The organism is Desulfonatronum parangueonense (genome assembly GCF_054656975.1).
In genome coordinates this window covers 4,032,595-4,059,457 of record NZ_BAAHXH010000003.1, presented here as the reverse complement: position 1 = coordinate 4,059,457, position 26,863 = coordinate 4,032,595, and the positions used below count along the sequence as shown (strand labels likewise).

The window sequence follows — 26,863 nt, the reverse complement described above, 5'->3', positions numbered from 1 at the left end:
AAGGAATTTCCAAGCACGTCATACCCGCGAAGGCGGGCATCCAGGCCATGCTTGCCGCAATTTATCGAGCAGTTACAAAAACGCTCGGCTACTGAACCGCCTCGAAATGGCTGGTCCGTTCGATGGGCGTGAAGCCGGCTTGAACTATGGCCTGGGTAATCTGGTCCCGGGTCATGCCTTTCGGCGACGTGGCCCCGGCGGCATGCCCGATGCGTTCCTCGACAATGGTTCCGTCCAGGTCGTCGGCGCCATACCACAAGCCCATTTGGGCCGCCTTGACGCCGGTCATGACCCAGTACGCTTTCAAATGTGCGAAGTTGTCCAGAAAAATTCGGGAAATCGCGAGCATGCGCAGGATGTCGAGTCCGTCCGGTCCCTTGGCCCGAAGTTCATTATGATGGGGCTGGTACGGCAAGGGGATGAAGCACAGAAAACCTCCGGTGCGATCTTGCAGGTCCCGCAATGCCAGAAGGTGTTCCAGGCGGTCCCGCCACGTTTCCACATGCCCAAAAAGCATGGTGGCATTGGAAGGAATGCCCAGCTCATGGGCCAGTTGATGGATTTCCAGCCACTGCTGACCTGATATTTTTTCCGGGCACAGCTTTTGACGCAACGCCGGCGAAAAGACTTCCGCGCCACCGCCGGGCAGGGCGTCCAGGCCGGCCTGACGCAGGTCTTCCAGAACCTGGCGCGGGGAAATGTTGCCGCGCTCAGCCAGAAAAGCCACTTCCACGGCGGTGAAGGCCTTGACCGAGGCGGCGGGACGGGCTTTTTTCACGCCCTGCACGATTTCAGGATAGTATTCGTAGGGGAGATCGGGATTTAATCCACCGACAATATGTATTTCCCGGATTGGATCGTCGTGACGGGAACTAACCCGCTCCACGGCCTCGGACACGCTCAGCGTATAGGCGTCCCGGTCTCCGCTTTGACGGCTGAATGCGCAGAAACGGCAGGCGTTCTGGCAGATGTTGGTGTAGTTGATGTGCTGGTTGTAAACAAAATAGGCTTTCCGGCCATGGCGAGCAGTCCGGCGGGTCAGAGCCACACGTCCCAGGCTATGGATGTCGGCCTCCTGGGCCAGAGCCAGGGCCTCGTCCAGCGTCAGCCGTTCCCCTTGCGCGGCCTTGTCCAAGATTTGCGCCGACACGTTGTTCGTCCTTTCAAACATGATTTGTAACTGTGAACTCAGTTCTCATGCAAGCATGAAACAGGTCCGGGTTGCCTTGATCTTGCGGATTTGCAAGATCAAGGCAACCCGGACCTGAGTTACGTAGTTACCTGATTTGTTACTTGAATACCCATACCGGTCCCTGAATCCGCAATTCATCCTCGACCGACCCGAGAATGCGCTTCCAGATCGGCCGTTGCCGTGTCGGATCCTCGACCAGTTCAAATTGATCGTCAATTCCGGCCAGTTCACGAAGCAGGTCCAGGGCTTCCTCCCGACCGCCGAGCACGTCCACCAAACCGTAGTCCAGAGCCTGCAGTCCGGTCATGATCCGGCCGTCGGCCACCTTTTCCACGTCTTCCAGCGTCAGGTCTCGTCCCGCGGAAATGGCCCGCACGAACTGGGCGTGCATGTCCATGACCACGGCCTCCAGGTAGGCGCGTTCCTTCTCGGTAAGTTCCTCAAAGGGCGATCCGGTTGTCTTGAATTGCCCGCTGGCGATGGCATGGCGGCGAATGCCCAGTTTTTCCATCAGCCCTTGCAGATTGGTCAATTCCATTCTGACGCCGATGCTGCCGGTCAGCGTACCGGGATTGGCCACGATTTTGTCGCCGGCCACGGCTATGTAATACCCGCCGGATGCGGCGACCGCCCCCATGGAAACGACCACGGGCTTTTTGTCCCGCAACCGCTCAAGAGCGCCGTGCAGCTCCTGGGAGGGCCCCACCACGCCGCCGGGCGAATCGACCCTGACCAGAACTGCCTTGACGCGGGGATCTTCCCGAAGCCGCCGAATCCAGTTCAGGGTGTCCGTGGCGTCGACAATCATGCCCTCGACATGGACCAGCCCGATCTTCGGCTTGCCGAAAGACAGGAAAGACTCAGGGTGCTTATCGGTATAGGAACGCCAAACGGCCATGACCCCCGAAAAGAGGGCCACGGCCGTAAACATCAGCAATAATCCAAAGAGGAACGGATGACGCTGACTGAATCGAGGCTTACTCTGTTCCATCCTCAATGTTCTGCCGAATCAAGTCGCCAAGGTTGGTGCTGGCGGCCTGGGTGGTCGCACCGGCAGTTCCATGGAACTCACGTCCCTTCTTCAGTTCATCTTCCTCAAGCGCCTTGATGGACAGCCCCAGACGTCGCTCATCCGCGCTGACGTGGATGACCTTGGCCTGAATAACCTGGTTCTCCTGGAACAGTTCGCTGGGCTTCTTGATCTTCTTGCGGCTGACCTCGGAAACGTGGACCAGGCCTTCAATACCCTCTTCAACCTCGATGAAAAGGCCGAAGTCCGTGATGTTGGTCACTGTTCCGGAAACCGTGGAGCCGACCGGGTAGCGGGTCGGAACCAGAGACCAGGGATCCTCGTTGAGCTGCTTAATGCCCAAGGTGAATTTCTCGCTGTCCTTGTCCACGGTGAGCACCTTGGCCTGGACAATGTCCCCGACCTTGAAAATCTCACTGGGGTGGCGGACCTTCTTGGTCCAGGAAATGTCCGAGACATGGATCAGGCCGTCAATGCCGTCCTCGATGCCCACGAACATTCCGAACTCGGTGATGTTCTTGATGGTTCCTTCAAGCACGGTTCCATCGGGATATTTCTCGCCCACCACATCCCAGGGATTGGGCGCAACCTGCTTCATGCCCAGGGAAATGCGCTTTTTCTCCTGATCCACGCCCAGGACGATCACGTCCACGGCATCGCCGACCCGGACCATCTGGGAAGGATGGCGCAATTTCCGCGTCCAGGACATTTCAGAGATGTGCACAAGGCCCTCGACGCCGGGCTCCAGTTCCACGAAGGCGCCATAGTCCACCAGGTTGGTGACCTTGCCCGTCAAACGTGTGTCCTCGGGAAATTTCGCGGCAATGTTGGTCCACGGATCCGCAACCAATTGCTTCAAGCCAAGGGAAACCTTCTGATGCTCCTTGTCGAAATTGAGGACCATCAGCTCCAGTTCGTCGCCGATCTGAACCATTTCCTTGGGATGGCGAATGCGCTTCCAGGCCATGTCCGTGATGTGCAGCAGGCCGTCAAGCCCGCCCAGATCGACGAAGACGCCATAATCCGTAATATTTTTGACCTTGCCCTCGACCTTCTGACCTTCCTCGATGTTCTGCAGCAAGGTTTGACGCATACTGTCACGCTCTTCTTCCAGAAGGACACGGCGGGAAACGATAACGTTGCTGCGGCGACGATTCACCTTGAGAACCCGGAACTCGAATTCCTGCCCTACCAGGGCGTCCATGTCCGGGACCGGCCGTAAATCCACATGGGAGCCGGGAAGGAATGCTTCCACCCCGTCCACGTCCACGTGGTAACCGCCCTTGATGCGTTTGGTGATCTGGCCGGTGATGACTTCATTGGAATCCAGGACCGCTTCAAGCTTGTCGAAAAGTTGCATCCGCTTGGCTTTTTCCCTGGACAGCAGAATCGAGCCTTCGCCTTCGTTCTTCTTGATGACGTAGACGTCGATCTTGTCGCCCAGAGCTACGGTCACATTACCCTCGTGATCCTTGAACTCCTGGGCGGGAATCTGGCCTTCGGACTTGAAATTCACGTCCACAAGGACGTAATCTCCATCAATCTTGACCACTTCCCCTTGGACGATGCAGCCTTCATCGACATCTCCAAAATCATCTTTGAGATACTGCTCCAGCTCTGCCTCGAAGTCGAGTTCCATCTCCTCGGCAAATTGATCCTGCGTTTCAGTTGTGTTGTTCATTCTGTTCCCCCTGAACCTTGTCCTAACGACAAATAATTTTGCAACCTCCCTAGCAGATCGCAGCGACAATGACAACTGTCTTCCGGCAATCCGACAATTTTTGGATGATTGAGAATCGCCCTGTCCGCAATCAGCGCAGCGCCACGAGATCGTATGTCTTGGACTCGACAATGGCGGCCCGGACCAGGTCGCCGGATTGGATGTCCGCACCGCTGACGTACGTCATGCCGTCCACCTCCGGTGCCTGAAACCAGACCCGCCCTTCAAAGAGCCCCGGCCACTCCGGGCTGGGGCGTTCCACGAAGACCTCCATCTCCTGATCCTGGTATTGGGTGAGAATCTCGGCGCTGATGCCGGCCTGCAGTTCCATCAGCCGGTCTCGGCGCCTGGCCTTGGTCCGCGGCCCCACCTGGCCGGACAGGGTTGCGGCCCTGGTTCCCGGTTCGGGGCAGAACCCAAACACGCCCAGATGATGGAAACGGGTCTCGGCCACGAAGTCGAACAATCGCTGAAAATGATGGGGACGTTCCCCTGGGTAGCCGACAATCACGCTGGTCCGCAGGGCAGCACCGGGAAAATGCTCGCGTACCCGCTGCACGGTTTGGCGCGGATCCTTGGCAAAGGGCCGTCCCATTGCCCGCAGGATGTCCGGATGGGCATGCTGGACCGGAATGTCGAAATAGGGCAGCAACGGCGGCCCAAGTTCCGCCATGAACCGCAGCAGGCGGGGCGTCAGTCCGGCAGGATAGAGATACATCAACCGCAGCCAGTGCAACCCGGACAGCCTGACCAATCTGCCAAGCAGGGTTTCCAATCCGTGGCGCAAGTCCAGATCCCGGCCGTAGGAGGTCAGATCCTGGGCAACAAGGATCAGTTCCCGGACGCCTTGGTCCAGAATCGTCTCCGCCTCCCGAACAACCGCGTCCAGGTCCATGCTCCGTCGCGGCCCTCGAATGGATGGAATCGTGCAGAAATGGCAGCGGTGATTGCACCCTTCGCCGATTTTCAGATAGGCAAAGACAGGCTTCGTGCTCAAGGCACGCAGGGCGGGCAAGTCCTGAGCGGGCAGTTCAAAATCGACCAGGGGGCGAAGCCGGGGCCGCAGTTCGCGCTCCTCCTCCACGGCCAGCCACAAGTCGACCTCGGGGATGGCCGTGCGCAGTTCGGATCCATGGCGCGATACCAGGCAACCGGCCACCACGAGCAAAGGCCGCGGAGACAGCTCCTTGATTTGATCCGCCGTCTCCAGGATGACCCGGGTGGATTCCTCAACAGCCGGGGCAATGAATCCACAGGTGTTGATCAAAACGATCCGGGCCTGTCCGATGTCGTCCACCGGCCGAATGTTCCCCAGATCGCCCAGCATGCGTTCGGTATCCACCCGGTTTTTGGGGCACCCAAGGCTGATGCAGTAGATGGCCGTCCCTGCGCAAGATTGCCGGGTTTGGGGCGGATTTCCGGATTGAAAAAGCGTGTTCGATGTCATTTGAGATTTCCGCGTTAAATGGAACGCCGTTATTCAGCACATGCGGTGCATCACCATTGCCCAGCACTGGATTCAGGCTTTCGCCGGAATGACGCATCGGAGCAAGCGGTTTTCATGTCAGTCATACCGGCGATGGCCGGCGATGGCCGGCGCTATCGCTATCCAGATCATTTTTCCGGTTCTGCTGAGTAGGTGCAATGGAATGATCGAAAGTCTTGGGCAGGGAGACGATCAGGTGGGTTCCATGTTCTTCGGAGCTGGTGAACCGAATATCCCCCTGGTGAGTCCTGGCAATGAGCATGGCGCTGTAGGTACCGATGCCGGTGCCGTGATTTTTTTCGCAGGTTACGTAGCGATCGAAAAAATTATGGCGGATCTGTTCCGGAATGGCGCCGAAATTGTGGATGTCGATTTCATGATGGTTCTTTGTGGAGCAAACGGCAATGGTAATGGTCGATCCATGAGGCGCGGCATCCACAGCGTTCTGGATCAGATTCGCGAACAACGATTCCAGCAGAATCGCTTCCCCGGAGATCTGTCTGGAATCCTCCCAGGTCAGGGGCCTATTCTCCAGCAGATACTTGAATTGCAATGCCTTGGCTTGGGCGGAAGGTTGAAATTCCTCATGCAGGGAACGCAGCAGCTTGATCAGATCAAAAGGCTCGGGCTGCAACCTGTACGTCTGTTCCTCCATCTTGAACAGGGCCATGGAATGGCCGATCATGTGCAGCAGTTTCATGGCGCTTTGATAGATCGTGGCCACGATCTCCCGCTGCCGGTCCGGAAGGTCGTCCCGAAGCATGAGCTTGGCAAGACCGCCGATACCGGTCAGCGGAGATTTCAGGTCATGGCGAATCATCCGTTCCACATCGGCGCGCATCAGTTCCATGCGCTTGATCTCGGTGATGTCCGTGAGCATGCCGTTCCAGAGAATTTGTCCATCTTTCCCGACGGAGGCCAGGGCGCTGTTCTTGAACCATTTCTTCCCATCACCACTGTCCAGGGCGAACTCGAACTCGACAAGGCTGGCCGAGGGTTTGGTCGCGGTCAGGGATCCGGAGAATTGGTTTCGGACATCCGGGCCGGCCATGGAGAAGAACGGTTCCGGATCCTGGATTGCTCGTTCCGGCGGCAGGCCGAACAAACTCCGAAGTCCGTCGCTGATAAAGGTGAACCGCCCCTGGCCGTGCGGGTCGGCGCTGTACTGGTAGACCACGCCGGGAATGTTCGCCGTCACCTCGGTCAGCAGCTTCTTGCTGGCCATGAGCGCCTGCTCGGCGCTGGTCCGTTCCGTGATGTCCTGGATGGTCTCGATGGCTCCGATCACCCGGCCCCGTTCGTCGCGGCATCGGGCCGCCAGAAAATAAATGAATCTGGGCTTGTCCTGGATGATCAGCCGGTCCGTTGCCTCGAATGCCTCGGGAATAAAAGAACTGGGCCGCAGGTTCTTGTCCTTGTACAAGGCCTGGATCGTGTCCTGGTCCATGTCCAGGACCAGATCCGCCAGTACGGGCCTGACAGCACCGGAGTAGAAAATTCGCGAGTCCACCGGCTTGCCCAGGCATTGGGCCTTTGGAACTCCGGTCAGGATTTCACAAGCCCTGTTCCAAAAAATGACCCGGTGACTGGTGTCAATGACAAAGGTGGCGATGGGATTTCCGTCAAGCAGCACGGCAAGCTGCTTGCGGCGTTGCCGCAGCAGATTCTTGGCCTGCCTGCGCTGGGTGATGTCCTGGATGACGACCAAAAAGGCTTCCTGTCCATTCCAGGTTGTTTTTTTCAACGTGACTTCCACCGGAAAGAGGCTGCCGTCGAGACGCTGGGCGACCCAATGGAAATCAATGGACTGGTCCGTGTCCAGACGGAGTTGAATTTCAGCGAATTTTTCCAGAGGCCCGCGCGGGCGAAACAATTCCCGGCATAAATTCAGCTTCTTGAGTTGTTCCTTGGGCGCCTGAAACAGCTGCGTCGCGGTTTGATTCAGGTCAATGGTCTCCTCTACCTGATTAATAATGAAGATGGCCTCGGGCGCATCTTCGAACAAAGCCCGTAGATTTGCCACGGAACCCCGCAAGTCCTCCATGGCGCGGCGATCCTTCCCATGGCGGGAGACAAGGCGGGCGATCTCGGCATTTGCGGCATCCAGTGCAGCCTGCAAACGGGTGACTTCATCCTGTGGAGTGGGCATAACATGACCAAAAAGTATTTTATGGAGTCTTCGCCTGCAGAATATTGTTGCGAAGCAGCATCAGACGCACCGTGTCGACCATCTGGCCCCAAAAACCCGCCTCTTCTGCTTCGGAAAACGCAAACAGATCCCGTTCCGCAAGCACTTCTTCCCCCAGAGCCACATGCAGCGTGCCCACCTTCTGGCCGCGGAACACAGGTCCGAAGACCGGATCGGTCAGGTACAGGGAAATGCGACGATCCAGGTAACCAAGCTGTCCTTTGGGGATGGTGATGAAAATATCGTCCATGATCCCGTAGGAAAGTTCCGATTGGCGGGTTTTCCAGAGTTTGAGGGCCCCGAGGGGTTCATCCCGGGCATACAGCCTGTGGGTTTCATAGCGGCTGAATCCGTACTCCAGCAACTGCTGGTTGAGCCGGGTCCGGGCCGCCACCGAATCGCAGCCGAGAACAACGGCAATCAGACGCATTTCGCCACGCTGGGCAGAGGTGGCCTGGCAATATCCCGCGGCCCGCGTAAAGCCCGTCTTGATTCCGTCCACGGAAGGATCGCGGTGAAGCAGGCGGTTGCGGTTGGCCTGCCTGATGTTGTTGTGTTCAAATTCGCGGATGGAATGCAGGCTGTACAGGTAGGGGTGCTCGTGCATCAGGGCCAGGGAAAGCCTGGCCAGATCCCGGGCCGTGGTATGGACGCCCGGTGCGGGCAAGCCGGTGGCGTTGGCAAAATTGGTTCTGGTCATGCCCAGGTCCTGGGCAGCCTGGTTCATCATCTTGACGAACTCGCCCTCACTGCCCGCGATATGTTCAGCCAGGGCCACACTGGCGTCATTGCCGGACTGGACGATGATGCCGTGCAGCAGCGCGGCCACGGAGACCTCGGAATTCAGGTCCAGAAACATGCGCGAGCCGGTCATCCGCCAGGCGTTGCGGCCCACCCGGACCATGTCCGTCATGAAAAGCCGACCCGCGTTCAGTTCGCGGCCGGCAACGTAGACGGTCATCATTTTGGTCAGACTGGCCGGTTCACGCAGCGCATCGATATTGTGGCTCACCAGGAGCCGACCGCTGTGGGCGTCCATGAGCAGATAGGCTTCGGCGCCGCCGCTGGGCTTTGCGACCACCGGCTCCTGAACCAGGTCCGTCTGAGCCCAAACCACGGACAGGGGCAGGTTGAAAAGCAGCATGGCCCAAATCACAAGGCTGAATACAGCCATCTTTAATCGCAACGTCCAGCAGTCATATCGCGGCATTTTCATATTCCTGTCGTTTGGTTTCCAGTTCGTCCCAGCGTCGATACAATCTCGCCACTTCCTCCTCTGCCTGCCGCAACTGATCGGCCAATGTCGTCAGCTTTTCCGCGTTGCATGCAATTTCAGGATCTTCAAGAGCTTTCCGGACCGTCAGCTCATCTTCTTCGGCTCGGAATATCATTTCTTCCATGACGTCCAATTCCCGCTGTTCGCCATAGGACAACTTGTTCTTCCGTGGTTTGGGCTTGGTTGATTTCGCCGCGGGCTTGTCGTCCGCCTTTCCGTCAGCATTGCGCGCCGCCAGCCACTGGGCATGATCGGCGAACCACTGGGCCTCCCCCGAACCGTCCAGGGCCAGCAGTCGGTCGCACAAGGTATCCAGCAGATACCTGTCGTGGGTGATCAGGACAATGGCGCCGGGAAATTCCCGCAGCCCCTCTTCCAGCACCTCGAGGGTCGGGATGTCGATGTCGTTGGTGGGTTCGTCCAGCAGGAGCACGTCCGCGGGCGTGCGCATCAGGCGGGCAATAAGCACGCGGGCCCGTTCTCCGCCGGACAGCATGGAAACCGGCAGACCGAGCTGGTCGGGACGGAACAGAAAGCGCTTGGCCCAGGTCACCACGTGCAATGCCCGGTCCTGGAAGACCACGGTGTCCCCGGTGGGCGCCAGGGCCTGGCGAAGCGTATCGTCCGGGTTGAGCTGCTCACGTTTCTGATCAAAGAAGACGACCTTCAAGTCGTCAGCCCGGCGCAGCGTGCCCTGATCCGGTTGCAGCGTTCCGTGCAGCACGTGCATCAGACTGCTCTTGCCCGCGCCGTTATGGCCCATGACGCCTAGCCGGGTGCCCGGCGACAGCAAAATGTCCAGGTCTGAAAAGAGCTTTCTGCCGCCCAGGGTCAGTCCCAGGCCCAACCCTTCCAGCAGCCGTTTGGTTTTCCGCCCGGTGGCGTCGAAACTGATGCCCACCGTCTGTTTCATGGCATTGCGGGACTTGACCTCCGCCAACTCGCTCTGGAGCTGACCGGCGCTGTCAATCCGGGCCTGGGCCTTGGTGGTTCTGGCCTTGGGGCCGCGCCGCAACCATTCGATCTCCCGGCGAACCTTGTTGGACAGCACCTGTTCCCGGACCTCCTGGGCCGCGAAGCTGGACTCGCGCTTGTCCAGAAACGTGCTGTAGCTTCCCTCGACCCGAAGATACCCCTCCGGATAAACCCGGTTCAGCTCCACGATCCGGTTGGTGACGTTCTCCAGAAAAACCCGGTCGTGGCTGACGAGGACAAAGGCGAACGTGACGCCGGACAGAAGCTTCTCCAGCCACAAAATGCCTTCCAGGTCCAGGTGGTTGGTTGGTTCGTCCAGGAGCAGCAGGTCCGGCTCCTGAATCAGGGCGCAGGCCAGGGCCAGACGCTTGCGCCAGCCGCCGGAAAGGGTACCCGCCGTTGCCGCGGTATCCTCAAATTCCAGCTGACTGGCCATTTTCTGGACCCGCTGGAAGCGATCGGCCCCGGGCACATCTTCCGGCAATGCGGCCAGGAGGATTTTCTCGACGGTCAGGGTCGGATCGAAGCGTTCCTCCTGAGGGAGGTAGACAATACGGATGTTTTTGCGCTGATGGATCTCGCCCTGATCAGGATCCTCGACCCCGGCGATGATCTTCAGCAAGGTGGATTTTCCGGAGCCGTTTGGCCCGATCAGGCCCATGCGCTCACCTTCGGAAAAACCGAGTGAAATGTTCGTAAACAAGGGCTGCGCGGTAAAGGTTTTGCTCAAACCCGTGATGGATGCAAGAATTGTCGCGGACATGGCGCGGATGCTACACGACATTGCCCCGCACCGGAAGAGTCGGATCGACGGCGGCGCAGCTGAACACCTGGTGATTTCCACTCGCGCCACAGCTGGTAATTATTCAGCATAGCCAGTGCATGCTCCTCGTCCAATCGCAATCGCAATCGCAATCGCAATCGAAAAAATAGATAATGAAACGATTTCGATTGCGATTGCGATTGCGGATGCGGTTTCGATTCGGACACCATGTCAAGGTGAATCAATACCATCTTTCCGAGACGACCCGGAAGTTGAGCAACTCCGCCAGGCTTGACAAGCACCCCTCCCCTTATTAGGAATAATTATCGTTCTTTGTATCACCGGGAGCACCAATGCCGAATTCACGTTTACGTTTAACGCCTCAGCGCAGAATTATTCTTGAGGAACTGCGCAATACACGCTGCCACCCCACGGCGGACGAGGTTTACGATCTGGTACGAAAACGTCTGCCCCATGTGAGCCTGGGAACCATTTACCGCAACCTGGACTTTCTTCATTCCCAGGGCTTGATTCTCAAGCTGGACAAGGTGGGAACGCAGATGCGTTTCGATGCATCTATCGAACCGCACCTGCACATCAGTTGCCTTCAATGCGGCAAGGTGGCGGATCTGCCCTCGCATGCCGCCACGGTAACACTGCGTACCGAAGGTCTGGCCGATTCGGAGGCCGGATTTCAGGTGACGGGTCATTGGTTGGAGTTGTACGGCGTGTGCACTGATTGCGGAAAACAAGGTAGCTGTGGATAAATAAACCTATTTTTGGAACCAAACCTCAAAGACACAGGAGAAGACTTCATGAGCAGACTGAAGGGAACGCAAACCGAAAAAAACCTGCTGATCGCATTTTCCGGAGAATCACAGGCTCGCAACAGGTACACCTATTTCTCCAAGCAGGCCAAGAAAGAAGGATATGAACAGATCTCCTATATTTTTGAAGAAACGGCCAATCAGGAAAAAGAGCACGCCAAACGGTTGTTCAAGTTCATGGAGGGAGGCGAAGTGGAAATCACGGCTTCCTATCCGGCCGGTGTCATCGGTTCCACGTATGACAACCTGCTGGAAGCCGCGGAAGGCGAACATTACGAGCAGACTGAAATGTACCCGGATTTCGCCAAAATTGCCACTGAAGAAGGTTTTCCCGAGATCGCCTCGGCCATGAAGGCCATTGCCATCGCGGAGCGCCAGCATGAAAAACAATATCGAGAATTGGCAGCGAACCTGAAGTCCAACAAGGTCTTTGCCAAGGACGCCAAAGTCACCTGGCGCTGCCGCAATTGCGGTTATGTCGGCGATGGAACCGGTGCGCCCCAGAAGTGTCCCGCCTGCGACCATCCCCAGGCCCACTTCGAGATCCTGAAGGCGAACTGGTAAACCGACCGCTGAAATGCACGCGAATGGACTGGAGGCCTCAGAAGCCTCCGGTTCATGTTGTTGTCGGATCGTCTGCTTCGGACAGGCATATTTTCAAGATTTTATCGAGTTGTCCAAATCCTGTCTTACGATCATGGGTTGACTGAAGTTGCGAAAATTGCACATGATTTCATGTAATTGCTCAACAAACTGTGGCAGGCATGGTCCGGATGCCCGCCTTGGCGGGCATGATGTGCCTGGAAAAGCGTTTGCATTGAAGCCCTTCCCGCGAAGCTGGAAGCCGGCTTCAAGGTAATGCGCTGTCCGTGCCTGACCTTTTTGAACAGTTCCGGTTTCCTTTCGCAATGAATTGACGTCGTTGAATCCCATAGCTAAAGTTCCAAAACATTCTCAATCAAAGCCCACGAGGAGATTTTATGGCGCAACAGCATGACGTGTACAAATGTGATCAGTGTGGCAACATAATTGATGTTTTGCATGGCGGCGGGGGCGAACTGGTCTGTTGCGGCGAACCAATGAAGCTGATGACCGAAAACACCGTGGATGCCGCCAAGGAAAAACATGTGCCGGTGGTCGAAAAGACTCCTGACGGGTACAAGGTCATCGTGGGCAGCGTTCCCCACCCCATGGAGCAGAAGCATTACATTGAATGGATTGAAATCATTGCCGACGGCAAGTCCTATCGGCAATTCCTGTCACCCGGCCAGACGCCCAGCGTGGAATTCTGCATTCAGGCGGAAAATGTCACAGCCCGGGAATACTGCAATCTCCACGGTCTTTGGAAAGCTTGATCTTCCAGCGACCACCCCGCCGATCTGGTCGTTCTTGCCGACAACTGCACATCCAAAGGAGGTGCCATGGCGAATCCCGAAGAAATGTGGCAATGCCAGACAACAAATTGCGGTTATGTCTATGATCCCGATCGCGGCGACAAGCGAAAGAAAATCCCGCCCGGAACGGCGTTTAAAGACTTGCCCGAAGATTGGAAATGTCCTGTCTGCGGTGCCGGGACCAAGGCTTTTCGGCCATTGGCAGGTCCCGGATCGACTTCCGAACAGACCTGAGTCCCCCCAAACAAATTTTCCATCTCAACAAGGAGGCGACAATGCGTTACGTTTGCAGTATCTGCGGCTATGTTTACGATCCGGCCGAAGGCGATCCGGATAGCGGTATCGAGGCCGGAACGAGTTTTGACGATCTCCCCGCTGACTGGGTCTGTCCGGTCTGTGGAGCAGCCAAGTCAGACTTCGAACCCGAAAGCTAATCACTTTATCAGCAACAAAAGCCCTCTCCACTATTTTGTCGGCAGAGGGCTTTTTTTGTCGGGAGAACAATATGTTGCCTGTAGAAATCAAGAAAGACATTTTCTGGGTTGGTTCCGTGGATTGGAAACTTCGTGATTTTCACGGTTATTCCCTGGCTCGGCACGGCACCACATACAATGCCTACCTTGTCAAGGATGAAAAAATTTCTCTTTTTGACCTTGTCCCATCAAGTTGTGTGGACGAATTTCTGAACTGCCTGAAAATGACGATCGATCCGGAACAGATCGACTATTTGTTCGTCAATCATGTCGAACCTGATCACTCCGGTGCACTTCCTCGGATAATGGACATCATCAAGCCGAAAAAAGTCTTCTGCTCGCCCATAGCCCGGCAGGCCCTGGTCAGTCATTACCACCGCGATGACTGGCCCTATGAAGTTGTCGGCACCGGGCAGACCGTCAGCCTGGGCAAACGCAATGTGACTTTTCTGGAAACCAAGATGCTCCATTGGCCGGACAGCATGTTTTCCTACATCCCGGAGGACAAGCTGCTCATTTCCAGCGATGCCTTCGGCCAGAACTGGGCCACAAGCGAGCGCTTCGACGACGAAGTGGATCAGAGCATGCTCTTCAGCCTTGCGGCCAATTATTTTGCGAACATTATCCTGCCGTTTTCGCCCCTGGTCCAGAAGGTGTTGGCCCAGGTCGGCGAGGTTGGCTGGGACATCGACATGATCGCACCGGATCATGGCCTGATCTGGCGCAGCCACATTCCCGAAATCCTTGCCAAGTACAGCGAGTGGAGCGCCCAGAAGCCCCAGCGCAAGGCCGTCATTTTCTACGATACCATGTGGAAAAGCACGGAACGCATGTCCCAGGCCATTACCGAAGGCCTGCTCCAGGAGGGGGTCAGCGTCCGCGTTCTGCCGCTCAAAAGCGCCCATCACAGCGACGTGATGCCGCATGTCATGGAAGCCCAGGCCGTGATCGCCGGCTCATCCACTCACAACAACGGCATGATGCCGCTGGTCGCGGACATGCTCACCTACATGAAGGGTCTCAAGCCCCAGGGCAAAATCGGAGCGGCCTTCGGCTCCTACGGCTGGAGCGGCGAGGCGCCCAAGCTGATTTCCGAATTTCTGCAGACCGCCAAGGTGGAAATCGTGGCCGACCCGCTGCGCATCAAAAATGTCCCCACCGAACAGGATCTGTCCACATGTCGTGAATTTGGACGCAAGATCGGCCGTGAAGTCATTCAGCGAGTTGACGCATAATCAATAGTGGTTGCCTGAATCGTATTCCTGCGATACGCTGCACGCCATCAAAACAAAAAGGACGCTCCCCGGAGCGTCCTTTTTGTTTCTCTTTCACTGCCTGGAAATGAATTCAAGGTGACGCATGTCCATTCAATGGAGAGTAACTACTCAGCACTTTTATGACAAACTTGGATTGTTCCGGCTTGTCTCGATTTGGCATCGCCTGTCTGACTAAGCCAGGATTCGTTCATCGAACCATTGCTCAACGCCTGAAGCGCCAATGGGTGTTTATTCGAGCAATGGTTCGATGTTACGAAGCCGGCAAAGGAGTTGCGAGGCCGAAAAATCGAGACAAGCCGGAACAAAGCTGAATAGTTACAATGGAGGTAATTATTCAGCACACTTTATGTGAATCTACCTCCGGCAATCGGGGTCGGAGTCGGTATCGGAATCGCTTTCGAGAATGTTGAAGCTCCCTCCACTCGGCTTCGCTTCCGATCCCGATCCCGATACCGACAGCGAGCCGAACTGGGCAACGGCAGCTTATGCTGAGTAGTTACCAAAGGAGAAACCTAATCAACCACATCCATGACACAAATTTTATATTAATACGCAATTTTTAAAATAAAAGAATTATTGTGACTAACTGACCTCCTGTTGACATCTTGATATCAACAGGACTAATAATTCATTAGACTTTGGAAGAACATCGCATGACCATGTTTTTTTTTTCACAGACTCAAGCCTCGGAATCAAGAGAACAAAACGACGGCCCACATCAATTAATATCTTTAAATTCAAACCCATATCGGTTTATGGATTTTATTTTTTTCGGCACGAACACGGATCTGTGTCTTTTTGTTTAACCATCTAGACGGAGGTGGATTATGAAAATTAGTGTTGGCCTGGCGAAGGAAGGGGCCATAGAACGGCTCGAACAACGCGGCGTCAGCCGGCGTGACTTCATGAAGTTTTGCGCCGCTGTCGCGGCGGTGATGGGCATGGAGGCCTCGTTCGCCAAACAGGTGGCTGCCGCACTCACCAGTCCCCGCAGGCCTTCCGTGGTGTATTTTCACTTCGCGGAATGCACCGGTTGCTCCATGGCAGTGGTTCGCACCACCAATCCCTATATCGACGAACTGCTCCTGGACACCATATCCATGGATTATCATGAAACATTGATGGCCGCGGCCGGCGACGCCGCCGAGGACGCCCTGGAGCAGGCCGTCACTTCGCCCCATGGCTTCATCGCCGTGGTCGAGGGAGCCATCCCCACCAAGGACAACGGCGTTTACGGCATGGTCGGCGGACACACCATGCTGGAAATGGCCGAAAAGTATCTGCCCAAGGCCCAGGCCGTGATCGCCATCGGCGCCTGCGCCAATTTCGGCGGCATCCAGGCAGCGGCTCCCAATCCTACGGAATCCATGGGCGTGAACGAACTGATGAAACACCTCAACCTGCCGGTGCAGGCCATCAACGTGGCCGGCTGTCCGCCCAACCCGTACAATTTCGTGGGCACCGTGGTTCATCTGCTGACCGAAGGCATGCCTGCCCTGGACAACTTGAGCCGTCCGAGAATGTTCTTCGGCGAGTCCGTTCACGAGCTGTGCGAGCGTCTGGACCACTACTTCAACTACGAGTTCGCCATGTCGTTCGACTCCGAAGAGGCGCGCAACGGCTGGTGCCTGCTCGAAGTGGGCTGCAAGGGGCCGGACACGTACAACAACTGTCCCAAGGTCAAGTTCAACGAGACGAACTGGCCCGTGGAAGCCGGGCACCCATGCATCGGCTGCAGCGAACCGAAGTTCTGGGATCAGCTGACTCCGTTCTATGAGCCGGTTTTCAGCATGGTATCCGATAATTCAAGCAACAAACGAAGGAGGACATAAACATGTCTGGCCGTAAGCCCGAAACTGTGCCGGCTGCTCCGGCTACACCCCAGAGCAACTACTCTGGACCAATCGTCGTCGATCCGTTGACCCGGATCGAAGGACACCTGCGCCTGGAAGTCGAAGTCGACAACGGCAAGGTCGTCAATGCCCGGTCCAGCTCCCAGCTGTACCGCGGCCTGGAGACCATCCTCAAAGGGCGCGACCCTCGTGATGCGCAGCATTTCACGGCTCGCGCCTGCGGGGTCTGAAACTACGTACATGCCCTGGCATCCACCCGATGCCTGGACGACGCCGTGGGCGTCGACATCCCCGACAATGCGCGCATCATTCGCAACCTGGTTCTGGGTTCCCAGATCATGGCCGACCACTTCATCCACTTCTACGTCCTGCACGCCTTGGACTGGGTGGATGTCACCAATGCTCTGAAAGCCGACCCGGTCAAGGCCGCCAAGCTTGCGAACAACATCTCCCCGCGGCCCACTACCGCCGCCGATCTGAAGGCCGTGCAGGAGCGGCTGACCGCTTTCGTCAATTCAGGCCAGTTGGGCATTTTCACCAATGCCGACTTCCTGGGCGGTCATCCGGCCTACTATCTGCCGCCGGAAATGAACCTGATCGCCACGGCCCATTATCTGGAAGCCTTGCGCCTGCAGATCAAGGCCACCAGGGCGATTGCCGTCTTCGGCGGCAAGGTTCCGCATACTCAGTTCACCATCAGCGGCGGCGTGACCTGTTACGAGTCCCTGCGTCCTGAAAAACTGGAGGAATACCGCACCCTGAACAGGGAGACCCGCGAATTCATCGAACAGATGTACATTCCGGATCTTCTGGCCGTGGCCTCCTACTACAAGGACTGGGCCGGCATCGGCGGCTGTTCCAACTATATCGCCTTTGGCGAGTTCCCCTTTGACGAAAGGGACTTGAACGCCCGCTGGCTGCCCCAGGGCGTGATCATGAACCGCGACATGGCCAACATCCAGGATGTCAATCCCAACGAGATCTACGAACACGTGGCCGCCAGCTGGTACGAAGGCAACGAAGCCCGCCATCCCTTTGAGGGCGTGACCGAGCCCAAGTACACCAACCTGGACGACCAGCAGCGCTACTCCTGGATGAAGGCTCCGCGATACATGGGCCAGCCCATGGAAACCGGACCGCTGGCTTCCGTACTGGTCGCCTATGCCAAGGGACATCCGGAAACCGTCGCCGCCGTTGATACGGTGCTCGGCCATCTGGGCGTTGGACCGGAAGCCCTGCATTCCACCCTCGGCCGCACCGCGGCTCGCGGAATTCGGGCCCTGACCGTGGCCCAGCAGACCGAGACGTGGCTCGACGAACTGGTGGAGAACGTCAAAAGCGGCAACACCAAGCTTGCCAACGATCACCCCATGCCCATGGAAGCCGAAGGCGTCGGTTATGCCGACGTGCCGCGCGGCGCCCTGAGCCACTGGATCAAGATCAAGGACGGCAAGATCGAGAACTTCCAGCTGGTGGTGCCCTCCACCTGGAACCTGGGGCCGCGTTGCGACCAGGGCAAGCTCGGTCCCATGGAAGAGGCGTTGATCAACACGCCCATCGCCGATCCCAAGCGCCCCGTGGAACTGCTGCGCACCGTGCACTCGTTTGACCCGTGCATTGCCTGTGGCGTGCACGTCATCGACTCGAAGACCAACCAGGTTCACGAGTTCAAGATTCTGTAACCCCCATCGACGGGCCGCGGGCGGTCCTTGAAAATCGTCCGCGGCCTCTCAACCGAAAAAGAAAGCGAAGTGATCTTCCAAGGTCCTTCGCTTTCTTGTATTCTACAAGGCGAACATGACTGACAACAACAAGAAAATTCTGGTTCTGGGCGTGGGCAACATTCTGCTCAAGGACGAAGGCATTGGCGTGCGTACCGTGGAAAAGCTGCAGGCGGAGTATGCGTTTTCGCCGAACGTGCAGCTCATGGACGGCGGCACCCTGGGCATGGCGCTGATGGATCCGATCATGCAGTGCGATCGTCTGATCGTGGTGGACGCCGTGGTCAACGGAGGCGATCCCGGGACCATGTACCGTCTGGTCGGCATCGAGATGGGCAAAAGCGTGGCCTTCAAGAATTCCATGCACCAGACGGATCTGCTGGAAACCCTGGAAACCTGCAAGGTGCTGGGCAATTGCCCGGAAACCGTCGTAATCGGCATGGAACCGAAGGAATTCGATCCCTGGGGCACGGAACTCACCCCCCCGGTCCAGGCCAGACTGGCGGATATCTGCCAGGCCGTACTCGCCGAAATAAGGGAAAGCGGCGGGGAATTTTCACCGATTTCGGCGTAGGAGCGCGCCTTCCGCGAACTGTTAATCGCCCTTCTCCACCCGAAATCACAGCATCTTGCGCGACAGCTTTGATTCTTCGTTCAGGACGCACGGTCCGAGAACGTAGACCCGAATCTTCGTGCTCCGGGGAAATTCCTTGCGCAGCAGGGTCTGCAGCAGTTTGCGCAGCTTATCCGTGGCGATATTCTCGTGGATATTTTTTTCAAAGCCATCCTGGAACGCGCTCCACTTGTCTTCGCCGTCCCTGCGGAACTGGATCCGCCGATTGCGCTTGTAGGTCCTGATCTCCAGACAGTCCCCGACGGGAAGCTTGCCCAGGCGCTCCAGAAGCGAGGGTATTGCTGAATTCTTGTCGATCATGTCCCAGGATTCCCAGGATGAGGTTCAGCGCCCGATCAGGCAGATACTGATCTTGTCCAGCTCGTCTTGCCGCACCCAATCCCACTTTTCACGAAACAGGCGGTCACTGCGGGAAAAATTGTTTTCAGCGTGGCGGGTCAAATAGCGTTCCAGCTGGCCTGGGCCGCCGTTGTACATCGCGTAAAGCATGCCCACCTGCAGATCAGGATTCCAGTCTCTGTCCTGTTCCCTGCGCATTCTGGGCTGGGCGTACTTGGTATGGTAGAGATCAAGAATTTCCGCTCCCACCCTGGCGTTGTAGGCCGTATCCCAGCGCAAACGGGTCTGATCGTACAGGCCGCGCCAGACTCGTTCGTTGATCTGCATGACGCCCACCGAAGTGTTGTTGTAGGATCGCAGGTACACGATCTCTCCACCGGAGAGCTTGAACTGCCGGAAACAGCTTTCAATCCAGGCCGTGGCCAAAACAAGATCCTGGAAAAATTCATGGTGCCCTGACGAGTTCCCGGACTCGCCGATGACTTTTGCTGACTGTTCATTGAGCAATTGAGTCATCCTGGCCATATACGTATCCAGATCGACGCCGCGAAAGAGCCACTGCTCCAGCTTGTCCCGGAGTTCCGCCGGCGGAGTATCGGCTCGCGCCTGGGATGTGGAGAGAAAGTCAGCCGCCGCTTGCAGGATGTTGCGGGCCCAGGACCAGGGGGATTCCGCGGGCGGCGAATCCGGCGCCCGCGGGCCGAGCAGGCGTTGCAGCTCCGGAATCAATCCCGGTCCATACCCCAACAGATCCTCTGAGTCCTCGTCCAATAGCCTTGCCAGACGCAGCAGGCCGTCCCGAGTAATCTCCAGGTCCAGCGCCGAGCCGAGGTCGTTCAGGGTCAGCAGTGCGTCAGAGGCGGAGAAAAAAGCAAAATACCCCAGCAGGGACTCCGACTGTGTCTTCATCAGATGGCCGCGGAACAGCGGGCCAAGGGCTGTCCAGACCTCGACAAACTGCGCGCGGACCAGATCCTCATGCATCACGGGATCATCCAGGCGGGCCGTAAATTCATGGCGCGTCCGCAGCAGCATGTCCAGAAGCAGCCACTGCTCCTCCTCGCTCAGCGGCTGGCCTGCCAGGATGGTGATCATATGCACCAGAAACGCATCCCATGCTTCCCATTCGGCAATGAATGTTTCCAGTTCCTCCACTGAGAAAAAGACTCCACCAGGGTCCGGTTCGGACCGGTACAGCGCATCAAAGGCAGCCATGGTATTGTTCAGCGTCAATCCATGGCCCAGCACCTGAACTTCGCCCGGTTGCATTCCCCTCAGCATTTCCAGAACCTCCTGGGGATGATCGTCCGGAAGCACCAGGGCCAGAAAGGCCTGCAGTTCCTCCCTGGGCATGGCGAGATTGACGGAGATATCCGCCATGGACTTCAGGACATGGCTCTCGATCAGGCCCCAGGCCAGTGATGCCAGGCGGGCCGGCTCCCCGTCCAGAGTCCGGATTTCGGACCCGGTGGGAATGAAGCGCAGGCTCCAGTCCTCGGGGCGCACAACCGGTATCTGATTCAGGACCAGGGTTCCGTCGAAGGTTACCGGCAGTACGCAGTAGCTGCCCATGCTCCGGCCATAGCGCAGCTGGACCTGGATCTCCGTGAGCAATTCTCCGGCTTCCTGTCGAAATTGCGGGGCAGTGACCACCACGGCCTGACACCCGTCCTGGGCATAGTAGAGTGTTTTGTGCGTCCTGGCCTCGTTCACGCCCGCTGCAGCCCCACCGTCAAGAAACGTGTCGCTTACCAGGGCGTTCAGCAGGGTATATTCGATGGTCATGGGCAGGGAGATGCGTTGCGCTTCGGCATGCCCCCCCACAGCCGTCACAACAACAGCCGCCAAGGACAAAAGCAGGCAGCGCAGCCATCCACTGCTCATCACAAGAAAACGTTTGATCATGATCTTATTCTTCTCCGGATACAATTCGCAGCAATTCTTCCGTGACCTTCAGCGCTTCACGCTCGCTGTCCAGGGAGAACCCACCATTTTGGAGCACGATGTGCACATGGCTGAACAAAGGCCGCAAGAGCGGCGGTCCCTGGCTCCAGAAGGACGACTCCCGAGCATGACGCAATTTGCGGTGAAAACCAACCAGAAACCGTGCAAAGGCCCCGGCCAGGGCCGGATGCTCCCGGGCCAAGTCCATCCAGGATGTCAGGGTCTTGTCCCGTCCCCACAACCCGAAAAGCTGGCCCCAGAAGAGCGACCAGAATTCGGCCAGCCTTTCCCTGGCCGTTGGAGATGCCTGGTCCCGTCGGATAGGACACAGACGGTACAACCCCTCCCCGGTTCTGGAAGAGGCAAACAGTTCCAAACCCGGCCAACGCAGCTTTTGCGACGATATCCCGGCGGACGCGACCAGGGCGTGCGCCAGCTGGGCCACGCGCCGGGGCGAAAAGTGTTCATGGCACATGGGCCGGCTTCCGGCACGGGAACATTGCCAGCACCCCGAGCAGCTTTGCCTGGCCCGCAGTATGAAGTGACCCGGCTGATAGGGGCCGGTTTCCCATGGATTGACGGGCCCCAGTGACAGGTTCAGCACCCGCAGCCCGCTCCAGGAAGCCAGATGCATCGGCCCGGTATCCGGTGTGATCAGCAGTTCCAGCCCCTGTCCAAGATGGACGAACTGTACCAGGCTCAGACGATTGGTCAAATCCAGGACCTGCTGGTCAAGACCCTTCCGGACGGCCCCGGCCAACGCCGTCTCACTCGGTCCGCCAAGCAGGATCGGGCGCAAATCCCGGTGCAGCAGTTCCCGGGCCAGCCGGATCCAGAAGTCGGCATCCGGATGCTTCGCGGATTCACTGGCGCCCAGGAAGAGTCCGATCCGCCGCCGGTCTCCCAGGCAGGATCTCGGTTCGGACCAGTGCGTGGACCGGATTCGGGTCAACGGGATGCAGTCCAGGGCGTTGAGGTCCGCCCAGTGATACCGATTGTGTCGGTTGGCATGAACCAGACCCGTTCGGTACAGTTGCCAGTTGCCGTAGACATGGCGCACCCCCTGGTCGGACTGCACCGCCCCGACGTGCTGCTCCGCCTGCACCTCTCCGGCCAGCACTGCGGCCTTGGGATCATGGCTCAAATTGATGCACAGGGTGAACGCTTGCCTGCGCAATTTCGCCGTGTCAGTCCAGGGAAAATACGACGCCGGGGGGCTGAGTTGCAGCAGTGCGTTGTAGAAGCGCGGCTCGCCCACCACCCACAGAGGATGGCCCGGATACTCACGCTGAAGCCACAAAAACAGGGGAAAGGACAGAATCAAATCCCCCATGCGCTGCATCTGCAAAACGAGAATCGGCTTTTTGGACATCACCCGTAGACCGCGACCATGGTCTTCAAAAGCCTGGTCATTCGGTGATCGTAGGTATGTTCCCGCATGATTCGCTTCCGGGCCGCCAGACTGATCCGTTTGCGGGCATCGGGCTTGCGCAGGTAATGGCGCACCAGATCGGGAATCTCTTCCGGAGAGCTGTAGGCCACCACCTCCTGGCCGGGTTCGAACAGATGATCCATCTGACGGCGCTGATCCGTAATCAGGAATCCGCCGCATGCCGGCACGTCGAAAACCCGCTGGTTCACCGCGCCCTTCATCTGCATGCTGGTGCAATTGAAGCTGATCGCCGAACAGGGGTAGAACCGGGGCAGGTCCGCATAGTAGTTCAACTCCGGATGCCAGCGCCAGGATTCGGCGCTGTCGCGCAGGGCGCGCTTCCAGTACCTGTCTCCGGCAATCAGCGGGCTGAAGGGCAGAATTTGGCGAATGCACCCGTTGCGGTAGATTCTCGTGGCTTCCCAGGTGATCGCGGTTTCATAGGCCAGACGGTCCTCGATGCTGGGCAGGGACTGAAAATCTTCGAAAACATTCGGGAAATCGGTTTGCAAATGCTCCCGAACGCTGTCGCTGGAAGACTCCCCGAACGAACGGGCGATTTTCCTGTAGGCCAAAAGCATGGTCCGGGGGAACCGGCCGGCCTTGAGCCGTGCCGCCACCTTGGCCGCCATGGAGTTGCCCACGAAGGACACCTCGGCCCCCCAGCCCCGCGGACAGGGCGAAGCAGCGGCGGAAGGCGGACGAAACCGGTGCACGTCCGTGCCCAGGGGCAGGTAATGGACATGTTCGAAGCCCAGACCGTGCAGGGAAGCCACGTTGTCTGCGTCCCAGGTGAAAATGGTCGTCCAGGGACTGGCCAGATTGTTGTAGACGTAGAGCACCAGATGGGGATTGTCCACGAACCAGGAGGCCAGGGGCAGACGGCATTTTTCCAGGAGATCCATGAGCACGCCTTCCCGGTCCACCCCCAGGTGATTGATGGTCAGCACGCAGTCCGGCTTGAATTCCAGAATGGCCGTGAGCAGTTCCTGAACGAACTCGGTCCGTCCTGTCTCCCGGGGCGTGAATTCCAGAAGCCTGTGGGGGATGTCCAGGCGCTTGAATGCACTGACCACCTCCCCCAGCAGGAAATACTGGCTGGTCAGCAGAAGCACCCGGGGCGGCCATTGCCGGCATTTGGGATAGCTGGTCCGCGCCCAGATGTCGAAGCGGGCGCTGGCTTCCAGGTGGGCCTGGACAACCTTGTAGTATTCCGGGTCCAGGCGGGCGTAGAGGGGCATGACCAGCGGTCGAAGCGGCAGGCCCCCGTTGTCCATCTGCCACCGGGTCAACGCATCCAAAGCCTCCTGGGGCGTATCGCCGTCCACCCAGAGAATGCGCGGATTCGCGGCCAAATCCCGACAGCCCGTAACCCGCTGGATCTCCAGTTCTTTGTCCACGATGGCAATGGGACCGGCGGTGCCGGCGAGAAGCTTCCGGGCCGCCACTCCCAGACCGCTGCCCAGCAGCACGGGCAGTCCCTGGGCTTCCGCTTCCGAGGCCAACGACTCCTCACGCTGCCTGCCGTTGCGACCCCAGAGATGCCATTGGCGGCCCGAATCCAGGATGATGCGCACATCCTCCGGATCGGGTTTTGCGTCGAATTGTGAATCCTGAGCCGGGCCAAGCGCCATGGCCCTGTAGGCAGCACGGCCTTTTGCCTGCTGAGGCGAAGCCGGGCCAGGCGGACGAGGATTTCGGACATCGACCATGTGCAAACTCACCAGGACTGGGCATCGGGAGAGTGATAGTAGAATTCCACTCTCCGGTTTTTCTGCCGGTTTTCTTCCGAGGTGTTGGGAACCAGCGGCCGACTGTCCGCGTAGCCCACGGCCCGCAACCGGGTGGGCGATATACCGCCGTGTTCCATGATGTAACGCAAGGCGGCCGTGGCCCGGGCCGCCGAAAGTTCCCAGTTGGAGGGAAACTGGGCCGAACGCACGGGCACGTCGTCGGTATGGCCGCGAATGACCAGATTCATATTGTAGTTCCGGAGAATCCTGATCACGGCATCCAGAGCCGGCTTGGCTTCCGGTCTGAGCTCAGCCGAGCCTCTGTCGAACATGGATGCGCTGTCCACCCGCAGAACCATGCCGCTGTCGTCGGCCTCCACGCCGGCGCTTCTCTGAAGCGATTCATCATCCTCCATGATGGTGCGCAACTGAACCACCATGCTCAGAATCTCCTCGTTCTCCTTACTCATTTCCATATCCTTGCGCTCGAACTGGGAGGGCGAAAAGGCCACGTAATCCGCCTCCCGGCGCTGCACCTGCACGCCGAAAGCCGTCTGGATGGAGCCGAGCATATCCCGGAACCGAACAATATCCATGTTCGCGAAGGAGAGCACCAGGATGAAAAAGGTCAGCAGCAGGGACATCAGGTCCGCGAATGTGACCATCCATGTCGGAGCGCCTTCTTCTTCCGGTGGGGGAGTGTTCCTGGACTTCATGGACATGTGCGAGAAATAAAGCGGTTATTGGCGCATCGCAGGCGGCAGGAACGATTCCAGCTTTTCCTGGATCAGCCTGGGATTTTCTCCGCGCAAAATGGACATTACGCCTTCCATGGTCATTTCCATCTTGGACAGTTCTTCCTGGGAGCGCGCCTCCAGTTTCTTGGCAATGGGGATGAACGCCAGATTGGCCATCAACGCCCCGTACAGCGTGGTCAACAAGGCCAGGGCCATGCCGGGCCCGATGGCCGTGGGATCGTCCAGCACCTGGAGCATGTTCACCAGGCCGATGAGGGTACCGATCATGCCGAATGCCGGGGCCATGGTTCCCATGCCCTTGAATACGCCCTGCCCTTGGCGGTGGCGGAGCTGGGTGAAATTCAGTTCGGTCTCCAGGATGTTGCGCACGAGGCGCTCTTCCGAACCGTCGGCAATCAGCAGGATTCCCTTGCGCAGAAATTTATCGGTCACCGTGGCCCGTTCCAGAGACACCAGGCTCTCCTTGCGGGCCTGATTGGCCAGGGCGACCACCTCGTTGATCACAAGCCGGGGATTCGGGCTTTTGGAAAAAAAGGCCTTGAGGGCGACCTTGAAGGAGCCCAGAACCACGCCCATGGGGAACATGATGAAGGTTACGGAAACAGTGCCGCCGATAACGATCAAGGCCGAGGGAGCATTGAGAAAACCGAGAAAATCACCGCCCAGCATGATGGCGATGAAAACAAAGAGCATGCCGCTGATCAAGCCCAGTAGGGTGCCGATATCCATGATTGCCAGAATCCTTTATTCCGCCGGCGTGGCCAGATGAATTTGATCATTTTGCAGTACGATCCGGACATTATAGACGTAATCGGAAATGGACTGATAGAATTGCCCAATGCTCACTTCCACCTCCGGGCGAATCTCGCCCGGCACGATCACGGCGCATGAGGACAGATCATCCGCGGCAATCTGCTCGGTCCAGAGAATCCGCTTCTTTTCCAGGACGGACAGCCGGTGTTCAAGGTCCTGCCGAAGCTGGACATCGTGACTGGTTTCGATGGTCTGGACATCCAGCGCGTCCCTGCGAAGCTTCAAGGAATCAATAGTGGTTTCCAGCTCCGAAAGCCTCTGCATCAGGAAAGGGTCATATCCCAGGTTGATCGAAGTCATGGTGCTCAGTCCGCCCCCCAGTTGCGCACGAACATGCACCATCCGTCGACAGGACGTTTCGCCTCCGATCAACTTGTTTCGCACCGCCAGGGCGTTGCCGACAAAAAGTTTGCAGTGCAGGCACGAGCCCTCCACCAGCAGATTCTTGCCCGCGCTGATCATGGCGTTTTCGCAAAACTTGACCTTGATGCTGCCCTTGGCCCTGAGAACCGCCCTGTTGTCGCCCTTGACGCCGGCTTCCACGTGGATGGACTGGGAGGCTTCCAGCACGGCGCCCTCCACGGGCCCCTTGACCAGAATGTTTCTGGCCTTGACCTTGAACCCGGACCGCACGGAGCCATGAACCACCACATCCCCGACAAAGGTGATGTTTCCGGTGGCGTAATCCACATCCCGGCGGACATTGAGCAGGGTTTTGACCGCGATCTTGCCGTTTGGATCGTAGTAGACGTAACCGTTGGCCGTGGCCAGCAGCAGACCGGGGTTCCGCGGATCGATCCGGGTATTTTGTCCCATGGGGAAAACCGACTGCTCCAGGATGAATCTGGAGTCGTACCTGCCTTCCTCATGCCCGGGAACTTCCACCAGTTCGGCCAGAACCTGTCCGTCCACGACATTGTGCACATAGTCGCGGTTCAGGTGATCCACCGGTTCATTGCCCAGCGCCTTGGTTTTGATGTCCAGATGGTCGAAATCCGGATCAAAGTGATGCTTCAGAAAATAACTCATGTTCAA

General features: G+C 57.8%; 23 protein-coding genes. 9 read left to right on the top strand and 14 right to left on the bottom strand.

Annotated elements, in window-relative coordinates; translation table 11 throughout:
- Positions 1-88: 88 nt before the first annotated feature.
- From mqnE to ACYQ15_RS18145, 7 genes are all read right to left on the bottom strand, one after another.
- Positions 89-1,150, bottom strand: a complete 1,062-nt coding sequence (gene mqnE / locus ACYQ15_RS18175) for an aminofutalosine synthase MqnE (RefSeq protein WP_459938910.1) — start codon at positions 1,148-1,150, stop codon at positions 89-91.
- A gap of 139 nt (positions 1,151-1,289) precedes the next feature.
- Complete coding sequence (gene sppA / locus ACYQ15_RS18170) at positions 1,290-2,123, bottom strand: signal peptide peptidase SppA (RefSeq protein WP_459938909.1); 834 nt, start codon at positions 2,121-2,123, stop codon at positions 1,290-1,292.
- A 46-nt stretch (positions 2,124-2,169) separates the two neighbouring features.
- Positions 2,170-3,903 (bottom strand): 30S ribosomal protein S1, encoded by a 1,734-nt coding sequence (locus ACYQ15_RS18165; protein ID WP_459938908.1) that lies wholly within the window; start codon positions 3,901-3,903, stop codon positions 2,170-2,172.
- A gap of 130 nt (positions 3,904-4,033) precedes the next feature.
- Positions 4,034-5,389, bottom strand: a complete 1,356-nt coding sequence (gene rimO / locus ACYQ15_RS18160) for a 30S ribosomal protein S12 methylthiotransferase RimO (RefSeq protein WP_459938907.1) — start codon at positions 5,387-5,389, stop codon at positions 4,034-4,036.
- A 121-nt stretch (positions 5,390-5,510) separates the two neighbouring features.
- Positions 5,511-7,577 (bottom strand): PAS domain S-box protein, encoded by a 2,067-nt coding sequence (locus tag ACYQ15_RS18155; protein ID WP_459938906.1) that lies wholly within the window; start codon positions 7,575-7,577, stop codon positions 5,511-5,513.
- 19 nt (positions 7,578-7,596) lie between these two features.
- Positions 7,597-8,826: a D-alanyl-D-alanine carboxypeptidase family protein gene (locus ACYQ15_RS18150; RefSeq protein WP_459938905.1), complete on the bottom strand. Its 1,230-nt coding sequence runs from the start codon at positions 8,824-8,826 to the stop codon at positions 7,597-7,599.
- A complete protein-coding gene (locus tag ACYQ15_RS18145; protein WP_459938904.1) occupies positions 8,813-10,630 on the bottom strand; it encodes an ABC-F family ATP-binding cassette domain-containing protein in 1,818 nt (605 codons plus the stop codon). The genes ACYQ15_RS18150 and ACYQ15_RS18145 overlap by 14 nt, the downstream gene beginning before the upstream one ends.
- 353 nt (positions 10,631-10,983) lie before the next feature.
- Between ACYQ15_RS18145 and ACYQ15_RS18140 the strand changes: the two genes are divergently transcribed.
- The 9 genes from ACYQ15_RS18140 to ACYQ15_RS18100 all read left to right on the top strand — a co-directional run bounded on the left by ACYQ15_RS18140 (position 10,984) and on the right by ACYQ15_RS18100 (position 18,749).
- Entirely contained in the window at positions 10,984-11,397 is a 414-nt protein-coding gene (locus tag ACYQ15_RS18140) for a Fur family transcriptional regulator (RefSeq protein ID WP_459938903.1), read from the top strand.
- A 48-nt stretch (positions 11,398-11,445) separates the two neighbouring features.
- Positions 11,446-12,021, top strand: a complete 576-nt coding sequence (rbr, locus tag ACYQ15_RS18135; RefSeq protein WP_459938902.1) for a rubrerythrin — start codon at positions 11,446-11,448, stop codon at positions 12,019-12,021.
- 416 nt (positions 12,022-12,437) lie between these two features.
- Positions 12,438-12,812, top strand: a complete 375-nt coding sequence (locus ACYQ15_RS18130) for a desulfoferrodoxin (RefSeq protein ID WP_459938901.1) — start codon at positions 12,438-12,440, stop codon at positions 12,810-12,812.
- A 66-nt stretch (positions 12,813-12,878) separates the two neighbouring features.
- Positions 12,879-13,085, top strand: a complete 207-nt coding sequence (locus ACYQ15_RS18125) for a rubredoxin (protein WP_459938900.1) — start codon at positions 12,879-12,881, stop codon at positions 13,083-13,085.
- Between the two features lie 41 nt (positions 13,086-13,126).
- On the top strand, positions 13,127-13,285 hold the full coding sequence (gene rd / locus ACYQ15_RS18120) for a rubredoxin (protein ID WP_459938899.1): 159 nt from the start codon (positions 13,127-13,129) through the stop codon (positions 13,283-13,285).
- A 71-nt stretch (positions 13,286-13,356) separates the two neighbouring features.
- Positions 13,357-14,559 carry an FprA family A-type flavoprotein gene (locus tag ACYQ15_RS18115; RefSeq protein ID WP_459938898.1) on the top strand — a complete coding sequence of 401 codons (1,203 nt, stop codon included), beginning with the start codon at positions 13,357-13,359 and terminating at the stop codon, positions 14,557-14,559.
- Between the two features lie 869 nt (positions 14,560-15,428).
- On the top strand, positions 15,429-16,433 hold the full coding sequence (locus ACYQ15_RS18110) for a hydrogenase small subunit (RefSeq protein ID WP_459938897.1): 1,005 nt from the start codon (positions 15,429-15,431) through the stop codon (positions 16,431-16,433).
- Positions 16,434-16,435: 2 nt separating this feature from the next.
- Complete coding sequence (locus tag ACYQ15_RS18105) at positions 16,436-18,136, top strand: nickel-dependent hydrogenase large subunit (RefSeq protein WP_459938896.1); 1,701 nt, start codon at positions 16,436-16,438, stop codon at positions 18,134-18,136.
- A 115-nt stretch (positions 18,137-18,251) separates the two neighbouring features.
- On the top strand, positions 18,252-18,749 hold the full coding sequence (locus ACYQ15_RS18100) for a HyaD/HybD family hydrogenase maturation endopeptidase (RefSeq protein WP_459938895.1): 498 nt from the start codon (positions 18,252-18,254) through the stop codon (positions 18,747-18,749).
- 45 nt (positions 18,750-18,794) lie between these two features.
- On the opposite strand, the gene ACYQ15_RS18095 is transcribed toward ACYQ15_RS18100, so the two are convergent.
- The 7 genes from ACYQ15_RS18095 to ACYQ15_RS18065 are packed head-to-tail and all read right to left on the bottom strand — an operon-like array spanning position 18,795 to position 26,857.
- Entirely contained in the window at positions 18,795-19,109 is a 315-nt protein-coding gene (locus tag ACYQ15_RS18095; protein WP_459938894.1) for a hypothetical protein, read from the bottom strand.
- A gap of 24 nt (positions 19,110-19,133) precedes the next feature.
- Positions 19,134-21,053: a lytic transglycosylase domain-containing protein gene (locus ACYQ15_RS18090; RefSeq protein WP_459938893.1), complete on the bottom strand. Its 1,920-nt coding sequence runs from the start codon at positions 21,051-21,053 to the stop codon at positions 19,134-19,136.
- Between the two features lie 4 nt (positions 21,054-21,057).
- The gene (locus ACYQ15_RS18085) at positions 21,058-22,464 is read right to left on the bottom strand and encodes a glycosyltransferase family 9 protein (protein WP_459938892.1); all 1,407 of its coding nucleotides are present in this window, start codon (positions 22,462-22,464) and stop codon (positions 21,058-21,060) included.
- Positions 22,464-24,236 (bottom strand): CgeB family protein, encoded by a 1,773-nt coding sequence (locus ACYQ15_RS18080; RefSeq protein ID WP_459938891.1) that lies wholly within the window; start codon positions 24,234-24,236, stop codon positions 22,464-22,466. The genes ACYQ15_RS18085 and ACYQ15_RS18080 overlap by 1 nt, the downstream gene beginning before the upstream one ends.
- An 8-nt stretch (positions 24,237-24,244) precedes the next feature.
- On the bottom strand, positions 24,245-24,973 hold the full coding sequence (locus ACYQ15_RS18075) for an OmpA family protein (RefSeq protein WP_459938890.1): 729 nt from the start codon (positions 24,971-24,973) through the stop codon (positions 24,245-24,247).
- 24 nt (positions 24,974-24,997) lie between these two features.
- Positions 24,998-25,744 carry a motility protein A gene (locus ACYQ15_RS18070; protein ID WP_459938889.1) on the bottom strand — a complete coding sequence of 249 codons (747 nt, stop codon included), beginning with the start codon at positions 25,742-25,744 and terminating at the stop codon, positions 24,998-25,000.
- A 15-nt stretch (positions 25,745-25,759) separates the two neighbouring features.
- On the bottom strand, positions 25,760-26,857 hold the full coding sequence (locus ACYQ15_RS18065) for a FapA family protein (RefSeq protein WP_459938888.1): 1,098 nt from the start codon (positions 26,855-26,857) through the stop codon (positions 25,760-25,762).
- Between the last annotated feature and the right edge of the window lie 6 nt (positions 26,858-26,863).